This is a genomic window from Bacillus sp. FSL W8-0640, from assembly GCF_038007725.1.
Taxonomy (GTDB): Bacteria; Bacillota; Bacilli; order Bacillales; family Bacillaceae_G; genus Bacillus_A; species Bacillus_A cereus.
This window is the reverse complement of the sequence record NZ_JBBOXT010000001.1, coordinates 2869728-2894301: the sequence shown is the minus strand read 5'-3', so window position 1 is coordinate 2894301 and position 24574 is coordinate 2869728. Positions and strand designations below refer to the sequence as shown.

Sequence of the window (24574 nt, the reverse complement as noted above, 5' to 3'; positions counted from 1 at the left end):
AACAAGGCACTTTTTCACGAATAATGAATCTACCACTCAAACGGTTCTTCTCCATACAGTTCCCATAGCTTAGGAAACATCTTTTTTAAACCTTCTTCATCGTCTTCATTCCAGTCAAATTCAAAATCTACATCGTCGAATTCTTCATTAGATAAGACATGGTAAAGTGTAAAGTAAGTATCATCTTCGTCACCAGTTTTTTCTGCATATACAGTGAAACCGAAATATAAAGAAAGTTCTTCTATTTCTGGGACGTCATACTCACTCAAATTTTCTAATACAGGAATTAATCGTTCTGGATCTTCAATACAAGCTTCGTATGTCTCTTTTCCTTGATATAATAACCATCCGCGGAAGTAATCGAAAGTATCATCTGAACAGCCACCCATAATAATATAGGCTGCTGCCCATAAACGGGAGGTATAGGAATCTTTCAAAAGACGATGCATATGCGTATCAAAAGCTACAATTTCATGTACTGTACGTTTAGCAAGGTGGGAAGTAAGCCATTCTATTTGTTCTTCTTGGTCTTCACCTTTCGTTTTTGCACGATTAAGTAGTTCCCAAAATTCTTCTTCTGTTATCGTTTTTTCTTTTATGTAATCTTCCCCAGGCAACGGGTCTGTATATCCTTTTTTACGTTTGGAAGCAACTAGTTTATTAGCTTCTTTCATACATTCTTCTTCTGTTTCAAACTCTTTCGCTTTCACACTGCCAGCTGTGCCAATTTTTCCGTAAAACACAACATAGTCTTTTTCTTTCACAACGATTTTCCAAAACTTATTTGATTTCTCAGTTTGCTGGATTAATAACGTTTCCATCCGTACCCCTATAATGTTTTCTAGTGTGCAATATGATTGTAACATATGTATATACACTTGTAATGATGAAAAATAATAGTTTAGAAAATTCAAAAACCATTGAATGGAGTGGATAAATTTAGTAACCTTATTTGTACAGTAATTACATAATTGTTTTGTAATAATTCGATATTTATATAAGGGGGCGTTACGGATGGATCTTACGTTTAAAGTTGAGGAAACATGTTTTAATTACCGCGTTGGAGCAATTTGTAAACATGATAATAAAATACTCATTCTGCAAGGTGACGGTGAAGATTTTTGGTATGTACCCGGCGGTAGAGTAAAAATGCTAGAGAATAGTGAAGATGCATTAAAACGAGAGCTTGCGGAAGAGATAGGTGTTCCTATTAAAAGGAAAAGGTTAATATGGTCAGTAGAAAATTTCTTTACACTTTCTGAGCGAAAGTTTCATGAAATTAGTTTTTATTATGAAGTAGAGCTACATGAGTTACCTGCGAGTGGAACGGATCAATATATTTTGGAAGAAGAGGGTAGAACGTATTTGTTTAGATGGGTGCCAGTAGAAGAACTGCATACATATAACTTACAGCCTGCATTTATAAAAGAGAAAGTAAAGGATGTATCAGTTCACACAGAACATATCGTATTACAAAAGTAAATGTATTCGGAGGGGAAAATGGTGAAGGGAACTAAAAAAGAGGTACATATAAATGACAAAGTAATTTATTACACATATATCGAAAAAGGCTCTAGTACCGTTTGCTTTATGTTTTCAGGTTCAGGATACAATTATGATAAGCCGTTATTTTATTACGCAACGATGTTAATGCTTGAACATAAAATAGATGTTGTACATATTCATTATTCTTATGATGGACAATTAATGAATAAACCAATGGAAGAAGTAACGAAAGTAATGATGGATGATATTAATCCTGTAATAAATGAAGTATTAAAAGATGAGCAATACAACGAGACTATGTTTTTAGGGAAGTCACTCGGAACAATTCCGATTGCAAATGATTTAATGAAGAGAGAAGAATTCGCGCAGTCAAAAATGATACTACTTACACCTTTACTGACGTTTGATACAATTTTTGATTCTATCTTACATAGTCGACACGAAGGGTTTTTAGTTATTGGGGATAAAGATCACCAATACAATGCAGATCAAATTGATCAGTTATATAAAACGAATTTACAGATTGAAGTTGTCAAAAATGCAAATCATTCTGTAAATGTTGGGGGATATGAAACGGAAAATTCAATTGAGGCTATAGCGAAAATAATAGGAAAACTTAAAGAAGTTGTTAGGACAAACTAACCTATTAATACATGCAAAAGAGGTGCGAATTGCACCTCTTTTACTTTAATAAGCCTTCAAAACATGAAGTAAATAATCCTTACGATTCAGCGGATTATAATCAACACGTTTTCGAGTAGGGAAGGGAGCCATAAGTTTTGTGAAACCAGCTGGCTTCGTTGTAAATATGCCTTCTCCTTCTGTAAATGAATGTAGTATTCGTTTGAAACTCTCTGTTTTCGCAACAGGTAATGATCCTGTTAACTGATAAGAATTGTTATTGAATATAGGCTCTGCAAAAGTTGCTGGAACGGCAGCGAGCTTATACATTGCGGTACTAATTGCTTGCTCCGGTACAGTTAATTCAAACGCATTAACTGGTTCATATACATATGTTGCAGCTTGTTTTAAAGCATCCATTAAAACGAGCGGTGTTAAGTTTCTAAAGTCACTCGCTGTTGTAACAGGACTAGCATAACCAGTATGTGTTAACGTGACGATAATATCTGTAACTTCCCACCCATATAATCCTTGTTTTAACGTTTGAAATACCGTATCTTCAATCGCTTTATGAAATGCTAAAGGTAGTGAGCCAAGCTCAACACCTAATTTATATGTTATACCGCAATTAAGTTCACCACGTTCAACTTTGAATCCGATTGTTGCGTAAAATGGATTCTCTTTTTCACCCATTACTTCAACAGAATTGCCTACGCCAATTGGTTTCTCGATACATACAACTCGCGTATTTGAAAAATTAACCTGCAAATTATATTTCTCATAAAGTGTTGTTTCAATTACTTCTTTTTGTACCTCACCGAAAAGGCGAATATATAGTTCATTATGAACATCGTCTTTCCAAACTTTAATGAGCGGATCTTCTTCACATAGTTCCATAAGAACAGCGTATAAATTATGAATTTGCTCTTTAGGTACCGCATCAATGGCAGCTTCCATTTGTGGTTCGGCAAAGTGAATATCTTTTATATAATCCGTACGTTCACCGATAATATCACCAATTTTAATATCATTCAGCCCCCACACTTTACAAAACTCACCGCTAGGAACGGTAGAAGTTTGAACGGTATCTCCATTATGAAATAGGCACATTTTTTTTATCTTTTCTTTATGGAATAGAGACTTACTGCGCTGTATATTAACATATTTTCTAACATGTAAGCTACCTGAAAAAACTCTTATATAAGCAACCTTTTCTCCAGAAGGTTCACGTTCAATTTTAAAAACAACACCGGATAATGGTTCCTCTTGTGCCGATGTAAGAGCTGGAATGAGAGCCGGAAGTTTTTCAAGAAGTTCTGTTACGCCCATACCAGTCATTGCTGAACCGAAAAAGATTGGATACACATTCGCTTGCTGTATTTGCTGTTCTAGTTTTTCTCTTAATAGTGCGTCCGGTATTATTTCGTTATTTACATATGATTCAAGTAACGATTCATTAAATGGTGCTAACAGTTCCATACAATCGTCATATGATTTGTATTCAATGATCCGGGCTTCTTTCGTTCCTTCGTTTAGAACAGAGTAGAAGGGGAATGCTTCATTTGAAAGAACCTCTTTTATTTGTTTCATAACTTTTTCAGTGTTTGCGCCACTACGATCAATTTTATTAACGAATAAAATAGTCGGTATGTTTAGTTTCTGTAATGTTCGCATTAAAATTTTTGTTTGTGCTTGCACACCTTCAACGGCAGAGATAACTAAAATCGCACCGTCTAGAACGCGGAATGATCGCTCCACTTCAGCGATAAAATCAGCGTGTCCAGGTGTATCAATGACATTTACTTTTACAGCATCAATAAAGAAAGAAACGACAGATGCTTTAATCGTAATTCCGCGTTGTCTTTCTAATTCCATTGAGTCAGTTTGTGTATTACCACTATCTACTCGGCCAATTTCTTTAATCACATTCGTTTCATAAAGAATACGCTCAGTCAAACTCGTCTTGCCAGCGTCTACGTGCGCGACAATCCCTATATTTATTGTTGTCATTTGTGAATATCCTCATTTCATTTTCCATTTTCAATTCCTCATTTCTATTTGTATATTGCCGCATTATCAATCACTCTCCAGTTCTTTAAATTAGTATTATTATAGTGCAATTAACATTATTTGTAACGCTACAAAGCGCCTTAATTTGGAAAAAATAAAATGAAAACAAAATGCTTGCATTCTAAATCGATATAGATTATATTAATTGACATATCAACTATTGATACATCAAATGTTTTTATTTTGATTGTAAAGGAGGGTTAATTTGACAAGTTCATGCTCAAAAGAAGCGATTATTTTATATAAATTACACTTTCTAAATAAAGAAGTAAGTTCGAAATTTGAAGGGTGTACGGGTATGAGCCAGTCTCGATTAGAGCTTATACTTCAGTTATATGAAGTAGGTGAAATTAGTCAAAAAGCACTTCAACAAGAAGTGAATATTGATAATGCTGCGATAACAAGGCATTTAAAGCAGCTTGAGGCCAATGAAATGATTGTAAGACGTAAAAATCCAGATGATAACAGAATTACGTTAGTTTCTCTTACTGAAGAGGGACGAAATAAAATTCAAGCATTTCAAGAGGAAAAAGAACGTTTTGCAGCATCTGCATTTAAAGGATTAAGTGAGGAAGAACGCGATAATCTTTTAAATATGTTAAATCACATTCAAGAAAATATAAAAGAATTATAAAAAAGGGAGAATACAACTATGACTAACTCAGTAAAAACAAATGATTTTAACGAAATTTTAACAGGACGTCGTTCAATTCGTAAGTACGACCCTTCAGTGAAAATTAGCAAAGAAGAAATGACAGAAATTCTTACAGAAGCAACACTTGCACCATCTTCAGTAAACATGCAACCATGGAGATTCGTAGTGATTGAAAGTGACGAAGCGAAAGCAACACTTGCGCCACTTGCAAAATTCAATCAATCTCAAGTAGAAACATCTTCAGCAATGATCGCTTTATTTGGTGACTTAAACAACTTTGATAACGCAGAAGAAATTTATGGTACAGCAGTAGAGCGTGGACTTATGCCAGCAGAAGTAAAAGAAGATCAAATGAAAAAACTTTCAGCTTACTTCTCTATGGTTACACCAGAAGTAATGAAAGATACAGTATTAATTGACGGTGGTCTTGTAGCGATGCAATTTATGCTAGCAGCTCGTGCGCACGGTTATGACACTTGTCCAATTGGTGGATTTGAAAAAGACCAAATCGCAGAAGCGTTTGGACTAGATAAAGAACGCTACGTACCAGTAATGCTAATTTCAATCGGGAAAGCTGCTGACAGTGGTTACCAATCAGTACGTCTTCCAATTGACAAAGTTGCTGAGTGGAAGTAATCTAATTAGGTCATAGAAATATATGGAATATGAAAGGGGAAACACCATGATTATTATTCACGCAATATTTCAAGTAGACCCAGCAAAACAACAAGCATTTTTAGAAGAAATTCAGCCACTCATTCATGGTTCAAGAGAAGAAAGTGGAAATGTATCTTATGACTTATATAAAGATACAGAAAAAGAAAGTGTTTATACGATGGTAGAAGTATGGAAAGATGAAGCAGCAGTTGCGAGCCATAATACGAGTGAACACTTCACATCTTTCGTTAGTAAAGCAGCACAATTTTTAACTGCTCCGCTTAATATAAAAGCTTATAATGGAGAATTAGTAAAATAATAAGGTAGAAAAAGATGACTTTAGCATATGGCTGAAGTCATCTTTTTTGTATAAGTAGAATCCATTTTGGACTCAGTTATGTTGATAGATAAGCGTTGCTCGCATCCTCAGTAACAGTGCTGAATTGTATGTTAAATTCGAACATTCGGTTTATTGGGATATTTTTCCGTGGTATAATTTTCTTGTAAATAAAAGGTAGAGGGGAGTAAGTAATGGGAGAATTTCAAAGTAATTTGCATACGGCAACGCAACTTGCAACGAAAATGAGAAATGCTTCAGATAGAATGCAAAGTGCTACTAGTCGCTCTATAAATAAGGCAACGCGTACGACACTATCTGTGAACTTCCAAGCACAAGAGGCAAATCAACAAAATTTACAGATCACGAAACAATTTTGTACTGCTTTTCAACAAACAATTGATAATATCCATTCCGTAGCAAATGAATTTGAGAAAATGGATACAGGACTTCAAAAGACTTTTCAATAATGTAACAACCTACGTAAAGGGGAAAAGGTAGGGAGAAAAGATGAGTCAAGAAATTGAAACGAGAATCAGTCAATGTAATCAAAAATTACGAATTATATTTGAAGAACAAAATGAAAACCGAATTGCGCTGCAAAATCAAGAACGAGCTGAGGTTAGTTTTCATGAATGGAAAAATAGAAGTAATCGTTTATTTAACCGAATACTAGAAACTTGGCACGGCGACAAAGAAGTGTTTCACCTTTTTACGAATATGCGGCAAGAAATCGGACAGTATGAAAGAAAACTTACATTCGAATTAAAAAATGAAAAAGAGACGTTGCTTAAAGAAAAACGGCATCTCAGTGAGAAAGAAAACGACCTTTCCTATGAACAGCAGCAACTACAAAGGGAGGCCAATACATGAGTTTAAACATGTATTTGGGAGAAGTACAAAGTCAAACTCAAAGTATGAACGCTATATGTAATGCTACGATTCAAAGTATGGAACAAGCCATTCAATCTATTGATGCATTTGCGATAGACACAGTATTACAAGGACAAACATACAGTAGTGCAAAAGCCTACCTTGTCCAAACATTTCGGCCATTAGCGCAAGGAATCATATGCTTATGTGAAGAATTAATTCGCCAAAATGAAGCATTTCCAAATGAGTTCCAAGCGAAAGTTGCTTCGACAGATGTGATTGAACAAGAAATAAGAGAACAAATAAGGGGAATTAATCAATCGATTACAAGTATAGAAGCAATAGAAGTACTTACACCAATGCCCGGAGTAGGTGCAATTGTAACGGTATTAGGTGCAATGAGAAAAAAACTGGAAGAAAAACTAGAGCATTTATATGAATTTAATCATTCATCCAGCAACAACTACAGCACCGCTCTCCAATTAGCAGCTAGCATCACAGCCGGACTCGCTGAAGTGCAAAGTGGGAAAGGATTTAGTCCTGTGAGTGGTACGTTTAGTACACAAGGGTTGAATATGGATTGGGTGAGTTCGATTCAGGGGATTATAGAAGAAACAGCTCGAAAAAATGATCAGTCAATTAAAGATATAGAAACAAATAACATAATTGAGAAGAAATCTCCGGTTAGAAATGCTTGGGACGATGCGACAGACAGTATAGTTGGCACGTTTGAAACAGCGAAAAAGATGTGGGAAGCTATTCAAAGAGGATCGGGGAAAGCTATTGGTGATGAAATCGAGTCCGCAATAGCTTTAAGTAATATGGACATAGGAACTTTTATTAATGTAACCTATGCACTTTTCCATTTGGATGAAACTGCAAAAAATATGTGGCATGCATTTTCAAATAAAATAAAACGAGATATGATAGAGGGAGATGCAGAGAGTCGTACAGAATTGACTACCTATGGATTAACACAAATAGCTACCACAATATTAGGCGATAGGGCACTAAATAAAGTAGGCCATATCACAAAAGGAGCAAAAGCATCAAGTGGAGTAAGTACATTTGCTAACGCAGTAAAATTAGCAAAAGAATTGAAGCCTACGCTTGAAATGTTACAATCATTTAAGAGAGAGGCTTCCTATGCATTCTCTAGTATTGGTGGAACTATTGTAACCAAAATACCTCAAGGCGAATTATTAGAAGCTTTTTATAAGTTTGCGAAGTCTAAAGATGGTGGTAAGGGTAAACCTAGCAGTAACAAAAATACAAATGTAGACAATTTTGATGCAAAAACAGCTACAAATAAGCAAAAAGGTAATTATGGTGAAATAAAATCTAGTGACAATTTATTGAATAATCAAAGTTTAAAAGAAGCTGGATTTGATTTAAAGCCAGTCGGAAAAAGTGCACCAACAGGTATAAATGATAAAATAGTAAAAGGAATTGATGGATTATACGAAAATGCAAATCCAAATTCAAATATTAAATATGTTATTGATGAAGCTAAGTTTGGTAGTTCACAATTGGGGAAAACTAAAGATGGACGACAAATGTCAAATGATTGGTTGAACGGTTCTGAAACTGGAAAAAGTAGAATATTGAAAGCTGTTGATGGAGATGAAGTATTAGCAGAAAAGATTGCGAATGCATTGGAAGATAGTGAAGTTGAAAGAGTATTATCAAAAGTCGATAGTAGTGGAAACGTAAAAACATATAGGTTAGATGAAGAAGGAAACAATATTGGAGAATGGCCATAATTTAGAAGCTAGGAGGAATTAAATAGAATGAGAGATCAAATGTGCATAGAAGAAAAATGTAAAAAAGGAATAGAACTCCATAAAAAGTTTATTGAAGATAATAGAGAGGAGATTAGAAGTTTAGAAGAAGATGAAAAGAATGGTATACAAAGAAAGCCTAAAGATAATATAAGTATTATAGAAGGAAGATATTTAAGGAATTTTATACATGAGATGAACGACATTAGAGCAATGTATTCTTTAGGAGAAGACATTAGCACAATGGAAGTATATTTTTATAATGCAATGGATGATTTAGAGCATACAGGAGCTAGCAAAGTGGGTTATATATATATGCTTTGGATAATTTCTTTAGGAATTTTGTTAGAGACGGATAAAAAGAATATAGAAAGATTAAAAAAGATAGTTGATAAAAAAAATGTGAACGACGCAGTAATTGATTTCCTCTTATGCGCTAGTGATATCGGATACACAAAAGTGACGAATAGATATTATAAAGAAAATCCATATGCAAAAACGAGAGAGATTATAGAACTTGCACAAACAGATAAAAAAGAAGCATCTAAAAGATTACAAACGTACATGGAGAAAGAATGGTTTAAAGGCCATTATGATTATGAATGGAAAAATGCGCATAAAGAACCTGGATATGTAGGGTATTGGAGCTTTGAGACAGCTGCAATAGTAAAGATACTCGAACTTGATGATACAAGTTTAAAAGGTAATAACCATTATCCATATGATTTGGCACATTATAAAAATGAAATGAAATTTAAGCATATAGACCTAAGTGAATATCACTATGAAGATGAGACAGAAGAAATCGAGGATATAGTAGAAGGAATTGAACATAATCCTACATTGGAAAATATTATTCCGCCAAGATGGCATTCATTGGTCAATGAATTAATACATGACTATGAGAATATGGATGATAGTAGTTTTTATGAAAAATACAAAAAAACGATAGGAATAGGTCAAGTATGGTTTTTACCACAAGAGTATGAAGAAGAAAATGAGCAAAAAAATCTATTAGGAAGTTTAATTGTGTTTGCCCTGACGGTAAGAGATTATATATTACAACTGGACTATAAAGAAGATTTAGAAGACTACATTGATAATCTTAAAAATTTCTGGAATGTTTCAGAAACAAAGTTAGTTCAATTTATATTAGAAAATGATCAAAATTATTATGCATGGGTACCAAAAGGAGTAAATATCCCAAATATGTATGAAGTGAAGATAGAGAGTGTTGATGTAGAGGAAGTTCTATAACGAACATATCGAAATATTACGCATCATGAGTAACGTTAAAAAACTAATTTATACGGAATTTAATGAATGAAAAATTAAAAAATAGTGGTAGTTTGGAGAATCCAACTACCACTATTTTTGTATTTACGAATGGTTCTGTAAAGTAAGTAGTGTGTTTAATGAATTCAATCATTCATCCGTCCAGCAACAACTACAGCACCGCCCTCCAATTAGCGGCTAGCATCACAGCCGGACTCGCTGAAGTGCAAAGCGAGAAAGGATTTAGTCCTGTGAGTGGAACGTTTAGTATACAAGGATTGAATATGGATTGGGTGAGTTCGATTCAGGGGATTATAGAAGAAACAGCTCGAAAAAACGAGATGAAAGAAATTACTTTGCAAAAACAAGAAATGAACTTACAAGAACAGGAAGACAATAGATCATGGCATGAAAAAACAGCCATTTATGCGCAATCATTTTTGCATGGAGTTATCGAATTTTTTCAAGGTGCTGGTGATGCAGCACTAGAAAACTTTTTTGGACTACAACCACATGAGAATGATAAATTAGAAAGTAAGACAACTTACCAAGCTGGAAGGTTGGCTGGAAATGTTATATCAATAGTCGGGTCTAGTGTAGAAATGTTTGAAGCTATTTCGCTCATAGGTGGATCTAATTTCTTAACTATCGTCGCAGAAGTAGGAACTGGCGGATTAGCGTCACCAATTGTTATTCCATTAGATATAGCAGCAACAGCTGCTGGGGCTAGTCTTTTTGTACATGGTGGATTTGTATGGGATAAATCGATTCAAAATGCTAAGGATACTCTTCAAAGAATCCAGTCTTCTGGTGGAGGTAAGGGCACTGGTGATGGTGGCCAGGGAGCCAGTGTAGCAGGGAACATTGGAAAAAATGATAAACTAGCAAGTCAAGGACATGTTGATGCTGGCGTTTCAGGGGCTCCAAAAGTTGATGCAGGAAAACAAGGTAAACATGTTCCTGGTCATGGGAATAATGTCTCAACCAAATCGCAGTGGGGAGCAGGGAAGAATGGAGTAGTAGAGACACAAGAAGCATGGGTGAAAGGAACACCAGTAAAGCCAGATGGAAGTGTTAGAGTACATGATTTTGGAAAACCAATAGGTCCAAATGGAGAAACGAGGGTAAAGGTTCATATGGATGGTAAAGGAAATATACATGGATACCCTGTACAATAAAGGAGAATAATTATGAGTGATGAGATACTAAAAGTTGTTAATAAATTATATAAACAAGGTGATTTCCAATATGTTTTGGGGAAATTTGTTGATAAACATTTCTGGGATGGAGAAATTAATAAAATATCAAATATAAACGTTGATAATATTACTGATTTTAGTTATTCATCATGTTTTTCTTACATTCTTCTACCACTAGATGTGAAATTTCGTTTTGGTAGTGTAGAATTCAGTGAGTATGTTCGGAAGCAATCAGAAATTAATTGTGTAATGCTAATGATTTCGGCAATCGCGCCATATGCAGTGGTTAAATATTTAAGATATAGATACACTAATGGTACAATCGAGCTAGTTGAAGAGTCCTCGCCATACAATGATGAATCTAAGAAAATAGGAAGTAGTATTTTAAAATTATTAGATAGTAACGGAATAAAGAATCTTGATAAAGAAACGTTAAGTATTGAAGTGGAGGATGTTTCGTTAGAGTTAAAGGAAACAGGTGTTACTATATATAATTGTTTATTTGAAGATGAGTATTAAAAAGAAGCATTAATGATTGTCCAGAAACCAAAGAAGGGATACAAATGATAGAGGTAGATTAGTAGTTGTTAAGAAGTGATTACAGTTCGAAAATATAGCTGGTTATTTGAAAAGCCATTTAAAAGTCTGATTAATGTTATTTTGTGTAATGATAATACAAAATCTTGTGAATTCATGAAAAAATACTTGTTAGGGCAATGGTATGTTGGGCATAATAATATGGTATGGTATGAATGCCATAAACATTAAGAAAAATTATATTTTGGTTATTGGAGTTTTGAAAGTGGAGCAATTATGAAAATTTTAGGATTAGATGATAGTATATTAAAAGATATTTCTTATTATCCTTATGACATGGTTCATTTTAAAAATGAATAAATTCTCTATGCGAAAAAATAATATTAGTACAAAGAGATAATTATTATTAAAATAATCAAAAAATATTTAATTACGCTTGTAACAGAAATATGTACTTATAGCACTTGATTGTCGACTAAAGGCAACAAGTGCTTTTTATTTAGGGTATGGTTCAAGTTGATAAAGTAGCAGAGAGCATTATGTTGCTAGAAACTTAAATGAACATCAATTAAAAGTTGTAGAAGCCAAGAAAAATATTATGAAAAAAAGCAAAAAAAGGTAATTATGGTGAAATAAAATCTAATGACAATTTATTGAATAATCAAAGTTTAAAAGAAGCTGGATTTGATTTAAAGCCAGTCGGAAAAAGTGCACCATCAGGCATAAATGATAAAATAGTAAAAGGGATTGATGGATTATACGAAAATGCAAATGCAGAATCAAAGATCAAATACGTTATAGATGAGGCTAAGTTTGGCAGTTCACAATTGAGGAAAACTAAAGATGGACGACAAATGTCAAATGATTGGTTGAAAGGTTCTGAAACTGGAAAAAGTAGAATATTAAAAGCTGTTGAGGGAGATGAAGTATTAGCTGAACAGATTACGAAAGCCTTGAAAAGAGGTAAAGTTGAAAGAGTATTATCAAAAGTTGATAGTAGTGGAAAGGTTAAAACATTTAAGATAGATGCAAAGGGTAACATCGTTGGAGAATGGCCATAATTTAGAAGCTAGGAGGAATTGAATGGTATGAGAGATTATTTATGTATAGAAGAAAAGTGTAGAGAAGGAATTGAATATCATAAAGAGTTTATAGAGGAAAATAGAGAAGATATTAAAAGTTTAGAAGAAGATACTAAAAATGGAATTCAAAGATATTCTAAAGATAATAAGAGTATTATAGAAGGGACATATCTAGCCAATTTTAGATATGAGATGGAGGATATTAGGGCAAAGTATTCTTTAGGGGAAGATGTTAGTGTAATAGAAGAAGATTTTCATAATGCAATTTATGATTTAGAGAATACAGGAAGTAGGGAAATTGGATATTTAAGTCTGATTTGGATGATTTCCTTAGGAATTTTGTTAGAAACGGATAAAAAGAATATAGAAAGATTAAAAAAGATAGTTGATAAAAAAAATGTGAATGATGCAGTAATCGATTTCCTCTTATGCGCTAGTGATATCGGATACACAAAAATGACGAATAGATATTATAAAGAAAATCCATATGCAAAAATGAGAGAGATTATAGAATTTGCACAAACAGATAAAAAAGAAGCGTCTAAAAGATTACAAACGTATATGGAGAAAGAATGGTTTAGAGGCCATTATGATTATGAATGGAAAAATGCGCACAAAGAACCTGGATATGTAGGGTATTGGAGCTTTGAGACAGCTGCAATAGTAAAGATACTCGGACTTGATGATACAAGTTTAAAAGATAATAATCATTATCCATATGATTTGGCACATTATAAAAATGAAATGAAATTCAAGCATATAGACCTAAGTGAATATCACTATGAAGATGAGACAGAAGAAATCGAGGATATAGTAGAAGGAATTGAACATAATCCTGCATTGGAAAATATTATTCCGCCAAAATGGCATTCATTGGTCAATGAATTAATACATGATTATGAGAATATGGATGATAGTAGTTTTTATGAGAAATACAAAAAAACGATAGGAATAGGTCAAGTGTGGTTCTTACCACAAGAGTATGAAGAAGAAAATGAGCAAAAAAATCTATTAGGAAGTTTAATTGTGTTTGCCCTGACGGTAAGAGATTATATATTACAATTGGACTATAAAGAAGATTTAGAGGACTACATCGATAATCTTAAAAATTTCTGGAATGGATCAGAAACAAAGTTAATTCAATTTATTTTAGAGAATGATCAAAATTATTATGCATGGGTACCAAAAGAAGCAAACATCCCAAATATGTATGAAGTGAAGATAGAGAGTGTCGATGTAGAGGAAGTTCTATAACGAACAAATCGAAATGGTTTTTATTATATGTAATATTAGAATGCATTTTACTAGTTAATTGAAAACAATGCATGCGTGGGAGAAAAAAGGATGTATTGTTACTAAAAATTAGAGGGAAAGAAGGCTGTTGGATTGAGTTAAGCACCTCATTGTCAATATACGACAATAGGTGCTTTTTTGCGTGCAATGAAGAAAAAATAAAAGATTCATTTTCACTCTATTTCATCTTTGAATTACATGTTATAATTTGGAAAAAAAGTATATTCTTAATTTTTAGATAATTAAAAGGTGGTAGATTACTATATGAGTACATTAAAGAAAATTACTAATAATATTTCGAAGGTTATTATAGGAAAAGACGAATCGATAGAACTAGCAGCCATTGCTCTAATAGCAAGAGGACATATTTTATTAGAAGATGTACCTGGAACAGGAAAAACAACGTTAGCGAAAAGCTTGGCTAAAAGTGTGGACGCTAAATTTCAAAGAATACAATTTACAGCGGATACTTTGCCTGGAGATGTTATTGGCCTTGAATATTTTGATGTGAAGGAATCGGATTTTAAAACGAGGTTAGGACCCATTTTTGCAAATATCGTATTAGTGGATGAAATTAATCGAGCTGTACCGAGAACACAATCTTCGTTACTTGAGGTTATGGAAGAGCGTACTGTTACAATTGCGAAACAGACACATTCATTACCAGAACCTTTTTTAGTTATAGCAACGCAAAATCCACTCGAATCAGCGGGCACATTTCCGTTACCAGATGCTCAGTTAGACCGGTTTTTACTCACAATACGCCAAGGTTATCCTACGAGAGAAGCTGAAAAGGAAATGATGAATCGGTTTCAAATGAATGATCCATTAGAAACGTTACATTCTATTATTTCAAGTGAAGAAATTATTACGATGCAAAAGCGTGCAAGAGAAGTGTTAGTAGGGAATGATGTGCAAGATTATCTCCTTGAAATTATTGAAGCAACTCGTAACCATGAGTTAATTGAAATTGGTGTAAGCCCTCGGGGAACGTTGGCATTTATGAGAGCAATTCAAGCACGGGCAATATTAAATGAAAGAGATTACTGTACGCCAGATGATATTAAGACGCTCGCTGCATCCGTTTGTGCTCATCGTTTAACGTTAACGATTGAGGGAGAGATGAAAACGACGAAAGAACAAATTATGAAAGAAATTCTTCATACGATTAGTGTGCCAGTGGAGAATGTACGATGAATCAACAGCTTGCGTATACACCTTTAGCGGAGCCTTTCGTAATGGGGGTTATGTCAGTTGTAGCCGTTATTTTAAGTGTATTTTCAAGTAATCTACTGTTTTTATCTCTCGTATTTTTATATGTAATTTTAATAGGTGCTATGCATGTATATATACGTAAAGTATCTCGTGTTGAATGGGAATACAGTCAAGGGAATTCGAATGTTTTTATAGGTGAAACGAATATGTGCAAAATGAAAATTTCAAACAAGTCGATATTTCCTATTCTTAATATCGTATTTCGATTTAAATGTGAAAATAAGCTAACTTGGAATCATGATGAAATAAACAAAAATTATAGTACAGGTTCAAATTATTATATGAATTTTAATTTAAAAGGAAGGGAGTCAGTTTTATTTGATTTGCAAGCTGTAGCGTTAAAAAGAGGCATCGCGAAATGGGAAGAAGTTGAAATTGTTATTACTGATCTCTTTGGATTTATAACGAACCATATAACATATAAACAAGTTGATACGCCCTCTTATTTAGTCTTACCAGCTGTTCCGAAAATACAAGTTCCTGAATTACAAGAATGGTCACGAGGATTTCGAAAAGCGATGTCTTCACCCTTATATGATGAAACGAAAGTAATGGGAGTAAAGTCTTATGAAAATGAAGATTTTCGTTCCATCCACTGGAGTGCAACAGCGAAAACAGGGACGCTAACTGCGATAACGTTATCACAAGGTGTTGTGTATGTACAGGACATAGTAAAAGAGCGTTTTTTCAGTAAGACTAAGACAATATCGGAAAGAAATTATGACTTTACTAGTATAGGTGAAAATTTCGATGATTCCAAAATAGATGAAGATGAATATGAAGAAGTAGAAGATACAGGTATAAGAACGAAAACGGGTAAAAAATTTCAACCTTTCGAAAGAGAAAGTCTATGGAGTGACGTGCTTTCTGTTCTTTCAAATATATGGATTACTATAGCTTTTTATGTGATAATTGCAATATCAATTATATATGCCATCTACAAGTATATTAGGAAAAAATTGACGAAAACAGAAATAGTACAGGAGAAAGAATTGATTACAAAGCAAACTGCGGTAAGAAGCATAAAGAATGAAAAAGTCATTCATCAGTTAGAACAGCCGTTACCGACAGATAAGATAAGAAAAACGTTAGTTGAATGGGAAAGAACATTACCATTTCATGAACAGAGAAGGTCCTATGAAACGATGCAACAATGGTTAAAAAGAATTTGTAGAACAAGGGATATTATCTTGTTATATGAGTCTGTTCGTTATGGTGAAAAGACGTATACGGATTTAGATGTGGAAGAAATAATGAAGTGGGTAGAGGGAGATGGGAAGGTGGATACATAAATATTCACCTTTTCTTTTTTATATGGAAATTTGATTAACATGAATTATTTTCTTATATGAAACCGTATTCAAATAGGTAAACAAAATTAACTTTATTTACTTATACTTCATTACATGTTAACCTATACTTAATTTTTATAAATCATAATTAATTTTTGGTTTTTTAAGGGTGTGAAAATGTAATGAAATCGGTATTAAAAAGCATACTTATTTCCTTTGTTTTTTCTGCAGTAGGTATGTGTTGGTTGCTGTTCTTATTATTCAAAGGGGACGGAGACTGCTTATTGTCTTGGATAGGCGTATTAATGGCATATTTATCTTTATATACTTTAATAGATTTATATTGTAAAAATACATACGATAAAAAAATAAATAAATGGCTTATAAAAACAGCGGTGACTAGTTTTAGTTTTTCTGTATTAGGAATCTCATTTTGTATCATACATGAGCTATTAACACCATGGAGTCTTAGTTTAATGGTGTGGTATTGGTTGCTAATGTTAGTATTATTTTTAACAACTATAATATCATTAATCAGTTTAGTATTTGTTAATCGTAAAAATCACAATTTCACCGTTGGATATAGAATGCTCATACTTCTAAATGTATTTCTTACACTAGGACCAGTATTATGGCCGCTATTACTTTCTATTATTGGAAATGGTATGAATGCTAGTGCGGGCTGGTAAAAAGGAATATAAATTAGTTGTGTAAAGAATAGGATGAAAAGTTGATATAGAATTTTAAATGTTTAAGAGAACATGTTTACATAAAAAATGAAAACATGTTCTCTTTTTATTTGCATGCATAACTCTTCCTCAGTTTATCGTATTTAAATTTAAACGTAAGTATTTCGTAAGGAATGGATAAGAAAAAAGAGAGATTTATCATATAGGATGAAAGTATAGCTTGAATCAATCCGATATTAATGGAGGAGAGAAAGCCTTATGAAAAAATGTAATTCAATTAAGTTAGCAAGTTTTGCAGTTTTATTAGCGGGTACTGCTCTATTTACACCTGGTTTTACTGTGACTGCAGAGTCAACTCAAAATATTTCTAGTTCGTCACAAGTACATGATCAAAAGAATCGTAATGGCTGGAAACAAGTAATGCAGGAAACAGTACAGCTTGGTGCTGTAGGAATATTAGCTAAGACGTCTAATAACGGAAAAACTAGTAGTTTTACTGCTGGCGTGGCGGACTTAAGTACAAAGAAACCGGTGAATTCGGATTATCGCTTTCGGATTGGTAGTGTGACGAAGTCGTTTACTGCCACGACTATTCTTCAATTAGTAGGAGAAAATCGCTTACAACTTGACGATCCAATTGAAAAGTGGCTACCGGGTCTCGTGCAAGGAAATGGGTATGATGGTAATCAAATTACGATACGACAACTTTTGAATCATACGAGTGGTATCGCTGAATACTTAAAGTCAAAAGACGCGGACATAATGAATTCGAAAAAAACGTATACAGCAGAAGAAATAGTGAAAATAGGCCTTTCGCTGCCTCCAGATTTCTCGCCGGGTAAAGACTGGTTGTATTCAAACACAGGATACGTAATACTAGGAATGCTTATTGAAAAAATAACTGGAAATAGTTATGCGGAAGAAATCGAAAAGCGAATTATTGAACCTTTGGACCTATCAAATACGTTTTTACCAGGAAATTCACCCGTCATCCCAGGAAAGAATCATGCTCGTGGATATGTGAAAATGGAAGGAACAGGCGAGTTGAAAGATATTACTTATTATAATCCGAGTTTAGCTAATGCAGCTGGAGATATGATTTCTAATGCGGATGATTTAAATAAGTTCTTTTCATCTTTACTCGGTGGTAAGTTACTGAAGGAGCGCGAGCTAAAAGAAATGCTTACTACAATTCCTATAGAAGGAAAAGGGGTTGGTGACGCATACGGTCTTGGAATCTATGAGACTAAACTTCCAAACGGTGTTTCAGTTTGGGGGCATGGAGGAGGAATTCCTGGATTTACAACTTTTGCTGGGGGAGTAATTGGAGGCAAACATACATTGGCTATCAGTCTCAACTCTATAGGTGGGGTCGATATTGTTCCGCAGTTTAATAAAATGATGCAAATTGAATTTAATAAATAGATGAAAAGAAAGTGAATGGAATTTTGTTATAGTTATATTTAAAAGAGGTGCTTTTTTAAGTTCGCAACTATGGACAGTAGTTGCATTTATGATATGGCATCAAGTGTATTTCAAAGTGAAAATCAATCTTAATGCTTACGATAAAAATAAAAAGGATGTCAGTTACATGACATTCTTTTTATTTTGGATAAAAAAGGTATACAGTTCTGAAAATTGTTATTTTTTAAATTATTAAATATAATAAAGGATATAGGGGCGCCAATAGGGGAGTTATGAATGGAAAATACTTTAGTTAGTTAATTATTTCTCGTTTTAATCAAAATGATTATGAGTTGATTTGGAGTTGAATACAATGGGAGAAAATCATTATAAATGGAGTAATAAACAATTACGAGAGCATGTTGAAGTAATAGATGGTAAAAGAAGTCCGCACATTTTATGTAAGAACGCAACTTATTTAAATTCCTATATGCGCGAGTGGATGCAAGCAAATATTTGGATCTATGATGACCGGATTGTTTATGTAGGGGAAAAGCTGCCAGTGCAACTGCATGAATGTGAAGTCATTGATTGTGATGGAAAGTATGTAGTTCCAAGTTACATAGAACCTCATGCACATCCATATCAATTATATAATCCTGAAACTTTAGCGAATCATGCGATGCAGTTTGGGACAACAACTTTTATTAATGATAATTTAACTTTATTTTTCACATTAAAGCGTGAAGAAGCATTTCGTTTATTAGATGAATTTGAAAAGATTCCAGCAAGTATGTATTGGTGGTGTCGTTTTGATGGACAAACTGAATTGCAAAACGGGGAAACTTTATTTAATCGTGAAGAAATAATAGAATGGCTTAAGCATAAAGCAGTTCTTCAAGGCGGCGAACTAACAGCGTGGCCAAAACTATTACATGGCGATGATGAAATGTTAACTTGGATGCAGGAAACGAAGCGATTGCAGAAGAAAGTAGAAGGACATTTTCCAGGTGCATCTGAAACGACTTTAGCGAAGTTAAAACTGTTAGGTACAGATTGTGATCATGAAGCGATGACAGGGCAGGAAGCTTTCACTCGTCTTATGCAAGGTTACACTGTTTCCCTAAGAAATTCTTCAATCCGCCCAGATTTAGAAGTTTTACTGAAAGAATTGTTGGAACTAGGCGTAAAGCAGTTTGATAGATTCTTTTTTACAACAGACGGCTCACATCCTTCGTTTTATGAGAATGGAATGACAAACGTTATGATTTCTACCGCGATAAAACAAGGAGTGCCAGTAATAGATGCATACGATATGGCAAGTTATAATATTGCTCGTTATTATAATATGGAACATGTACATGGTTCGATTGCGACAGGTAGAATTGCTAATATCAATATTTTAGAAAGTAAAGAAAACCCAGTACCAATTAGTGTCCTTGCAAAGGGGAAATGGGTGAAGCGTGACGGTGTAAATACACATGAGGCATTACATATAGACTGGAGTAAACATAAAGTAACTCAATTATCATTAGATTGGTCAATAGAAAAAGAGGATATGATTTTCTCTAATAAAACGGGGATACACTTATTAAATAACGTTATTACAAAACCATACACTAGTGAAATCAATATAGACTGTGATGAATTGTCCACAGATCATGATGAATGTTTCCTTATGATGATTGCTCGTGATGGCAGTTGGCAAGTGAATATAGCTGTCAAAGGTTTTGCAAAAGAACTAGGTGGGCTTGCTAGCTCTTATTCTGGTACAGGTGACATCATTCTTATCGGAAAAAGAAAAGAAGATATGCTTACAGCTTTTCGTAGAGTAAAAGAGCTCGGTGGTGGAATGGTCATAGTAGAAAACAATGAAGTGTTACACGAAATAGCATTACCATTGCTCGGGATTATGTCTAATTTAAAAATGAGAGAATTAATACAGGAAGAGAAACAGATGGTGAAATTACTACAAGAGCGTGGCTACGCGTATGATGATCCAGCATTTACAATTTTATTCTTTTCTGCGACGCACTTGCCTTTTATACGAGTAACACCTATAGGATTATATGATGTGAAAAGTAGTAAGGTAGTTGCCCCGCCCGTGAATTTGATAAAGCAATATTAAAAGGAAAGATCCTATAAAAATTTTATTTTATAGGATCTTTCTTATTATTAGCATAAGAATATTGTAAGCCTCAAATGATATAGTATCTAAATCATTTGAGGTGATATGTAAATATGAAAAAAATATTTTACATTTTAAGCGTATTTATTCTGTGTGTATCGATACAACACGTTGTACATTCCCAATCAGATGCACCAGAGTTATCTTCGGATTGTCTCGAAGAAAGAAAAGTTAGAGATGAAAAGTATGTGAAGAATATAATACAGGACATTAAATCCACATTTAATTTAAATATTGATGAACATAGTTTTTGGGAAGTAAGTAAAAGAGATCTGGAGGCTGCTCATTTGATGTATGGTGGAAAGGAAAATGATTCTTATTATACTTCGCTAACTAAAATTTATGACAGTGGTGGATTTAGCGAACAGCCCAGCCTATTTGTGAGGGCGCAAGAAGCATTTTTACTTTATAAAGAAAAAGATAATATCAATGTAATGAAACGCCTAAAACTAGACGTTGAAAAAGGGGAATGGCTCGTTATAAAAACGAAAAAGAAGAAAGGGAAAAAAGTGAAATTTAAGCCGTTGCAATGTGAAAAAGATTATATGAAAAAGAGAAATGAATAACAAAATACTTATTCATGCTGTTTTTATTCAACGATATTTTGCTGTTGATATGAAATAACAAAGGTAAACGAACATATTAGCTTTATGGAATATGTTTGTTTACCTTTGTTTGAGAGATTTAAAAATTGGGGATGTTGTTAGTTGAAATTTATTTACTGGCTAATGAGCTTATAGCATTCAATGAATTTGTTCTTCATAAACATTAGATTTTGTGTCAAATGATTTATACATTGCCGAAACACCTATGTATATTTTATTCTACAGTATTTATAAAAGAATGTTGGCTATTCATAAGAAATATGATTGGCACGGTTTTTGCTTGTATTACATGTAAGGAAGGGAGATTGTATGTAAGGAATCTGTACTCGTAATAGTATAAAACAAGCTACTATTGCATTATTAATCATAGTTGTATTTATAGCGGAACTGTAAATACATACAAATAAGTGGGTTTTTGGTTTTGAAGTTCTGAATTTTCTTTTAAATTATTAGGGGGCAATGGTATGGTTAAATATTCGAAAATTTCTAAGTGGATTCTTGGTGTTGGATTAGTGACAATAACATGTAATGGTTTGCAAATTCAAGCAGAGACAAAAGAGAAAAACGTGAAGAACGTATTACAAATGGAGCCGGTAGGAATACAGAAATCTGTTAATGAATTGGCACACTCTTCAAAAGTACAAGAAAATGCATCTTTTACAAAACGGTTAAAATTAGCGGATTTATCGCAGCGTCCACTAGCACCAACCGATAATATTAAACCGTTAGCTGAAGAAAAAAAGTATTCAATGGCTGAGTTAAATCAATTAAATAACAAACAATTAACTGATCTTCTTGTGACAATTAAATGGTATCAAATTCCGGAATTATTTCAGTTTAATAGTGATAGTCTTAAATTCTATCAAGATGATAGTCGAATGCAAGCAATTATTAATAAACTAGAAGAACAAGGACAAACTTATACGAAAGATGATTCAAAAGGAATTGAAACATTAGTAGAAGCTCTACGTGCAGCATTTTATTTAGGTTTTTATCATGATGAATTAAGCAAACTAAATGAGCGTAGCTACCATGATAAATGTTTACCAGCTTTAAAAACAATTGCAAAAAATCCAAATTTCAAACTTGGTACATCAGAACAAAATAAAGTAATTGCATCATATGGAAAATTAATTGGAAATGCATCAGCAGATGTTGAAACGGTTTTATATGCAGGTGAAATTTTTAAACAATATAACGATAATCTTGCAACTTTCATTGAAGACCGAACAAAAGGAGACGCTATATATGAGTTGATGAAGGGAATTGACTTTGATATTCAGACGGATATGTACACGACTGGAAAAGAGCCAAAAGATACGATGTGGTATCGAAATATCGATAACTTTATTAATGAAATAAATCGTTTTGCACTACTTGGTACAGTAACAAATAAAAACGGATGGTTAATTAATAATGGAATTTACTATGCTGGCCGATTGGGCAAGCTTCATAGCACGCCCACAAAAGGACAACAAGTTGTTACAGATGCAATGCGAATTTATCCATATTTAGGAGAGCAATACTTTGTTGCGGCAGAACAAATTACTACAAATTATGGAGGAATAGATGCGAATGGAAAAACTGTAAATTTAGATCAAATTCGAGAAGAGGGTAAAAAGAAATATTTACCGAAAACGTATACGTTTGATGATGGTGCAATTGTCTTTAAAGCTGGGGATAAAGTTAGCGAAGAGAAAATTAAACGTCTATACTGGGCGGCAAAAGAGGTGCGTTCTCAATTTTATCGTACAGTTGGTAGCGATAAACCACTTGAAAGTGGACATGCTGATGATGTGTTAACGATGGTTATTTATAATAGCCCAGATGAGTATCAATTTAATCGTCAACTGTACGGATATGAAACGAATAATGGTGGGATTTATATTGAAGGGACAGGGACTTTCTTTACATATGAACGTACACCAGAGCAAAGTATTTATAGTCTGGAAGAATTGTTCCGCCATGAATTTACGCACTACTTACAGGGAAGGTACGAAGTTCAGGGATTATGGGGCCAAGGGGAAATGTATCAAAATGAACGTTTAACATGGTTTGAAGAAGGGAATGCAGAGTTCTTTGCAGGTGCAACGCGATTAGATAGTGTAGTACCACGAAAAAGTATAATTGGTGGGTTATCTAATGATCCTGCAAAACGTTATACAGCATCACAAACATTAAATGCGAAATATGGAACGTGGGATTTTTATAATTATTCGTTTGCACTGCAATCATATATGTATAATAAGCGCCCAGAAATGTTCGATAAAGTACATGATTTAATTCGCGCAAATGATGTTTCAAGTTACGATGAATACCGTGCTACATTAAGCAAAGATAATAAGTTAAATGAAGAATATCAATCTTATATGCAAATGCTTATTGATAATCGTGATAAGTATACAATTCCACAAGTATCAGATGAGTATTTAACTCAGCATGATCCAAAATCGCTTTCGGACGTTACGTCAGATATTACGAATGAAGCGAAATTAAAAGATGTGAAAGTAACAAAGAATAAATCACAATTCTTTAATACATTTACACTACAGGGGACATATACAGGAAGTGCGGCTAAAGGAGAAGTTGAGGACTGGAAAGTGATGAATGAAGCAACGAATGATATGTTGAAACGTCTTTCAGGAAAAGAGTGGACTGGATATAAAACATTGACTGCTTATTTTGTAAATTACCGTGTAAATAATGCTGGGCAATTTGAATATGATGTTGTGTTTAGCGGAGTGAATACGGAAGAAGGTACGGCTGTAGAAAAAGAACCAAATAATTCATTTGAAACAGCAAACCCACTATCTTTGAATATTTTGTTAAGAGGAACCTTGAGCGATCAAGATCAGGGGGATAAATTTGTTATTGATGTAAAGGATCAAAAAGATTTACAAATTTCGGTTACGAACGAACAAAATCTTGGATTGAACTGGGTATTATATTCTGAATCAGATTTAAATAATTATGTAGCTTATGCAACAAAACGTGATGGGAACAAATTGCTTGGAAATTATAATGCAAAGCCAGGGAAATATTACTTAAGTGTATATAAGTATGGTGGTGGAACAGGGAATTATACGGTACAAGTAAAATAGTTTACTATAGTTTGTTTTGAAAGGCTACTTATTACATTTTTTAGCGAAATAAAGTATGTAATGTTAAACATTAAACTAATTCAACATATCCCTGTTCTAATTATAGAACAGGGATATGTTGGCTTTATATTTTT

Annotated in this window: 21 protein-coding genes and 3 pseudogenes; 22 read left to right on the top strand and 2 right to left on the bottom strand. The window is 33.6% G+C overall.

Annotation, left to right across the window (positions count from 1 at the left end; genetic code table 11):
* Positions 1 to 29 precede the first annotated feature (29 nt).
* Entirely contained in the window at positions 30 to 821 is a 792-nt protein-coding gene (locus N2V80_RS15010; RefSeq protein WP_000449121.1) for a DUF4240 domain-containing protein, read from the bottom strand.
* 193 nt (positions 822 to 1014) lie between these two features.
* On the opposite strand from N2V80_RS15010, the gene N2V80_RS15005 reads away from it, so the two are divergent.
* The gene (locus N2V80_RS15005; RefSeq protein WP_000366231.1) at positions 1015 to 1482 is read left to right on the top strand and encodes an NUDIX hydrolase; all 468 of its coding nucleotides are present in this window, start codon (positions 1015 to 1017) and stop codon (positions 1480 to 1482) included.
* Positions 1483 to 2148 (top strand): alpha/beta hydrolase, encoded by a 666-nt coding sequence (locus N2V80_RS15000; RefSeq protein ID WP_118043482.1) that lies wholly within the window; start codon positions 1483 to 1485, stop codon positions 2146 to 2148.
* Positions 2149 to 2193: 45 nt separating this feature from the next.
* Here N2V80_RS15000 and N2V80_RS14995 read toward each other — a convergent pair whose 3' ends face one another.
* Positions 2194 to 4137, bottom strand: a complete 1944-nt coding sequence (locus N2V80_RS14995) for an elongation factor G (RefSeq protein WP_061655559.1) — start codon at positions 4135 to 4137, stop codon at positions 2194 to 2196.
* Positions 4138 to 4402: 265 nt separating this feature from the next.
* Here N2V80_RS14995 and N2V80_RS14990 point away from each other — a divergent pair, with 265 nt between their 5' ends.
* The 20 genes and pseudogenes from N2V80_RS14990 to colA all read left to right on the top strand — a co-directional run bounded on the left by N2V80_RS14990 (position 4403) and on the right by colA (position 24440).
* Complete coding sequence (locus tag N2V80_RS14990) at positions 4403 to 4831, top strand: MarR family winged helix-turn-helix transcriptional regulator (RefSeq protein ID WP_000204172.1); 429 nt, start codon at positions 4403 to 4405, stop codon at positions 4829 to 4831.
* Between the two features lie 18 nt (positions 4832 to 4849).
* Positions 4850 to 5488 carry a nitroreductase family protein gene (locus tag N2V80_RS14985; RefSeq protein ID WP_000185390.1) on the top strand — a complete coding sequence of 213 codons (639 nt, stop codon included), beginning with the start codon at positions 4850 to 4852 and terminating at the stop codon, positions 5486 to 5488.
* A gap of 46 nt (positions 5489 to 5534) precedes the next feature.
* Positions 5535 to 5828 (top strand): putative quinol monooxygenase, encoded by a 294-nt coding sequence (locus N2V80_RS14980; RefSeq protein ID WP_000583805.1) that lies wholly within the window; start codon positions 5535 to 5537, stop codon positions 5826 to 5828.
* Between the two features lie 212 nt (positions 5829 to 6040).
* Entirely contained in the window at positions 6041 to 6316 is a 276-nt protein-coding gene (locus tag N2V80_RS14975; RefSeq protein ID WP_000503641.1) for a TIGR04197 family type VII secretion effector, read from the top strand.
* 40 nt (positions 6317 to 6356) lie between these two features.
* A complete protein-coding gene (locus N2V80_RS14970) occupies positions 6357 to 6719 on the top strand; it encodes a DUF3958 family protein (protein ID WP_061655558.1) in 363 nt (120 codons plus the stop codon).
* On the top strand, positions 6716 to 8482 hold the full coding sequence (locus tag N2V80_RS14965) for a T7SS effector LXG polymorphic toxin (protein ID WP_061655557.1): 1767 nt from the start codon (positions 6716 to 6718) through the stop codon (positions 8480 to 8482). Before N2V80_RS14970 ends, N2V80_RS14965 begins: the two co-directional genes overlap by 4 nt.
* Positions 8483 to 8509: 27 nt before the next feature.
* Positions 8510 to 9757, top strand: a complete 1248-nt coding sequence (locus N2V80_RS14960; RefSeq protein ID WP_340980064.1) for a PoNi-like cognate immunity protein — start codon at positions 8510 to 8512, stop codon at positions 9755 to 9757.
* A gap of 173 nt (positions 9758 to 9930) precedes the next feature.
* Positions 9931 to 10953 (top strand): annotated as a pseudogene (locus N2V80_RS14955) (hypothetical protein); the annotation flags it as partial.
* A gap of 12 nt (positions 10954 to 10965) precedes the next feature.
* Positions 10966 to 11493 (top strand): hypothetical protein, encoded by a 528-nt coding sequence (locus tag N2V80_RS14950; protein WP_001278747.1) that lies wholly within the window; start codon positions 10966 to 10968, stop codon positions 11491 to 11493.
* 75 nt (positions 11494 to 11568) lie between these two features.
* Positions 11569 to 11871 (top strand): annotated as a pseudogene (locus N2V80_RS14945) (PoNe immunity protein domain-containing protein).
* A 293-nt stretch (positions 11872 to 12164) separates the two neighbouring features.
* Positions 12165 to 12572: a hypothetical protein gene (locus N2V80_RS14940; protein ID WP_061654718.1), complete on the top strand. Its 408-nt coding sequence runs from the start codon at positions 12165 to 12167 to the stop codon at positions 12570 to 12572.
* Positions 12573 to 12599: 27 nt separating this feature from the next.
* On the top strand, positions 12600 to 13847 hold the full coding sequence (locus N2V80_RS14935; protein WP_098559390.1) for a PoNi-like cognate immunity protein: 1248 nt from the start codon (positions 12600 to 12602) through the stop codon (positions 13845 to 13847).
* A gap of 303 nt (positions 13848 to 14150) precedes the next feature.
* Entirely contained in the window at positions 14151 to 15083 is a 933-nt protein-coding gene (locus N2V80_RS14930; protein WP_000105661.1) for an AAA family ATPase, read from the top strand.
* A pseudogene (locus N2V80_RS14925) lies at positions 15080 to 15793 on the top strand (DUF58 domain-containing protein); the annotation flags it as partial. The gene N2V80_RS14930 and the pseudogene N2V80_RS14925, both read left to right, overlap by 4 nt.
* The gene (locus tag N2V80_RS14920) at positions 15794 to 16453 is read left to right on the top strand and encodes a signal peptidase II (RefSeq protein WP_253859391.1); all 660 of its coding nucleotides are present in this window, start codon (positions 15794 to 15796) and stop codon (positions 16451 to 16453) included.
* A 182-nt stretch (positions 16454 to 16635) separates the two neighbouring features.
* Positions 16636 to 17142 carry a DUF3902 family protein gene (locus N2V80_RS14915; RefSeq protein ID WP_061655720.1) on the top strand — a complete coding sequence of 169 codons (507 nt, stop codon included), beginning with the start codon at positions 16636 to 16638 and terminating at the stop codon, positions 17140 to 17142.
* Between the two features lie 258 nt (positions 17143 to 17400).
* The gene (locus N2V80_RS14910; RefSeq protein WP_000710637.1) at positions 17401 to 18567 is read left to right on the top strand and encodes a serine hydrolase domain-containing protein; all 1167 of its coding nucleotides are present in this window, start codon (positions 17401 to 17403) and stop codon (positions 18565 to 18567) included.
* Positions 18568 to 18919: 352 nt separating this feature from the next.
* Complete coding sequence (locus N2V80_RS14905) at positions 18920 to 20674, top strand: adenine deaminase (protein ID WP_061655721.1); 1755 nt, start codon at positions 18920 to 18922, stop codon at positions 20672 to 20674.
* Between the two features lie 113 nt (positions 20675 to 20787).
* A complete protein-coding gene (locus tag N2V80_RS14900) occupies positions 20788 to 21300 on the top strand; it encodes a hypothetical protein (protein ID WP_000719378.1) in 513 nt (170 codons plus the stop codon).
* Between the two features lie 503 nt (positions 21301 to 21803).
* The gene (colA, locus tag N2V80_RS14895) at positions 21804 to 24440 is read left to right on the top strand and encodes a collagenase ColA (RefSeq protein ID WP_061655722.1); all 2637 of its coding nucleotides are present in this window, start codon (positions 21804 to 21806) and stop codon (positions 24438 to 24440) included.
* Positions 24441 to 24574 lie beyond the last annotated feature (134 nt).

Bases quoted from the DNA above. Each gene is read 5' to 3' on its own strand.
- N2V80_RS15010 (WP_000449121.1), bottom strand. From the start codon at position 821: ATGGAAACGTTATTAATCCAGCAAACTGAGAAATCAAATAAGTTTTGG.
- N2V80_RS15005 (WP_000366231.1), top strand. From the start codon at position 1,015: ATGGATCTTACGTTTAAAGTTGAGGAAACATGTTTTAATTACCGCGTT.
- N2V80_RS15000 (WP_118043482.1), top strand. From the start codon at position 1,483: ATGTATTCGGAGGGGAAAATGGTGAAGGGAACTAAAAAAGAGGTACAT.
- N2V80_RS14995 (WP_061655559.1), bottom strand. From the start codon at position 4,137: ATGACAACAATAAATATAGGGATTGTCGCGCACGTAGACGCTGGCAAG.
- N2V80_RS14985 (WP_000185390.1), top strand. From the start codon at position 4,850: ATGACTAACTCAGTAAAAACAAATGATTTTAACGAAATTTTAACAGGA.
- N2V80_RS14980 (WP_000583805.1), top strand. From the start codon at position 5,535: ATGATTATTATTCACGCAATATTTCAAGTAGACCCAGCAAAACAACAA.
- N2V80_RS14975 (WP_000503641.1), top strand. From the start codon at position 6,041: ATGGGAGAATTTCAAAGTAATTTGCATACGGCAACGCAACTTGCAACG.
- N2V80_RS14970 (WP_061655558.1), top strand. From the start codon at position 6,357: ATGAGTCAAGAAATTGAAACGAGAATCAGTCAATGTAATCAAAAATTA.
- N2V80_RS14965 (WP_061655557.1), top strand. From the start codon at position 6,716: ATGAGTTTAAACATGTATTTGGGAGAAGTACAAAGTCAAACTCAAAGT.
- N2V80_RS14960 (WP_340980064.1), top strand. From the start codon at position 8,510: ATGAGAGATCAAATGTGCATAGAAGAAAAATGTAAAAAAGGAATAGAA.
- N2V80_RS14950 (WP_001278747.1), top strand. From the start codon at position 10,966: ATGAGTGATGAGATACTAAAAGTTGTTAATAAATTATATAAACAAGGT.
- N2V80_RS14935 (WP_098559390.1), top strand. From the start codon at position 12,600: ATGAGAGATTATTTATGTATAGAAGAAAAGTGTAGAGAAGGAATTGAA.
- N2V80_RS14930 (WP_000105661.1), top strand. From the start codon at position 14,151: ATGAGTACATTAAAGAAAATTACTAATAATATTTCGAAGGTTATTATA.
- N2V80_RS14915 (WP_061655720.1), top strand. From the start codon at position 16,636: ATGAAATCGGTATTAAAAAGCATACTTATTTCCTTTGTTTTTTCTGCA.
- N2V80_RS14910 (WP_000710637.1), top strand. From the start codon at position 17,401: ATGAAAAAATGTAATTCAATTAAGTTAGCAAGTTTTGCAGTTTTATTA.
- N2V80_RS14905 (WP_061655721.1), top strand. From the start codon at position 18,920: ATGGGAGAAAATCATTATAAATGGAGTAATAAACAATTACGAGAGCAT.
- N2V80_RS14900 (WP_000719378.1), top strand. From the start codon at position 20,788: ATGAAAAAAATATTTTACATTTTAAGCGTATTTATTCTGTGTGTATCG.
- colA (WP_061655722.1), top strand. From the start codon at position 21,804: ATGGTTAAATATTCGAAAATTTCTAAGTGGATTCTTGGTGTTGGATTA.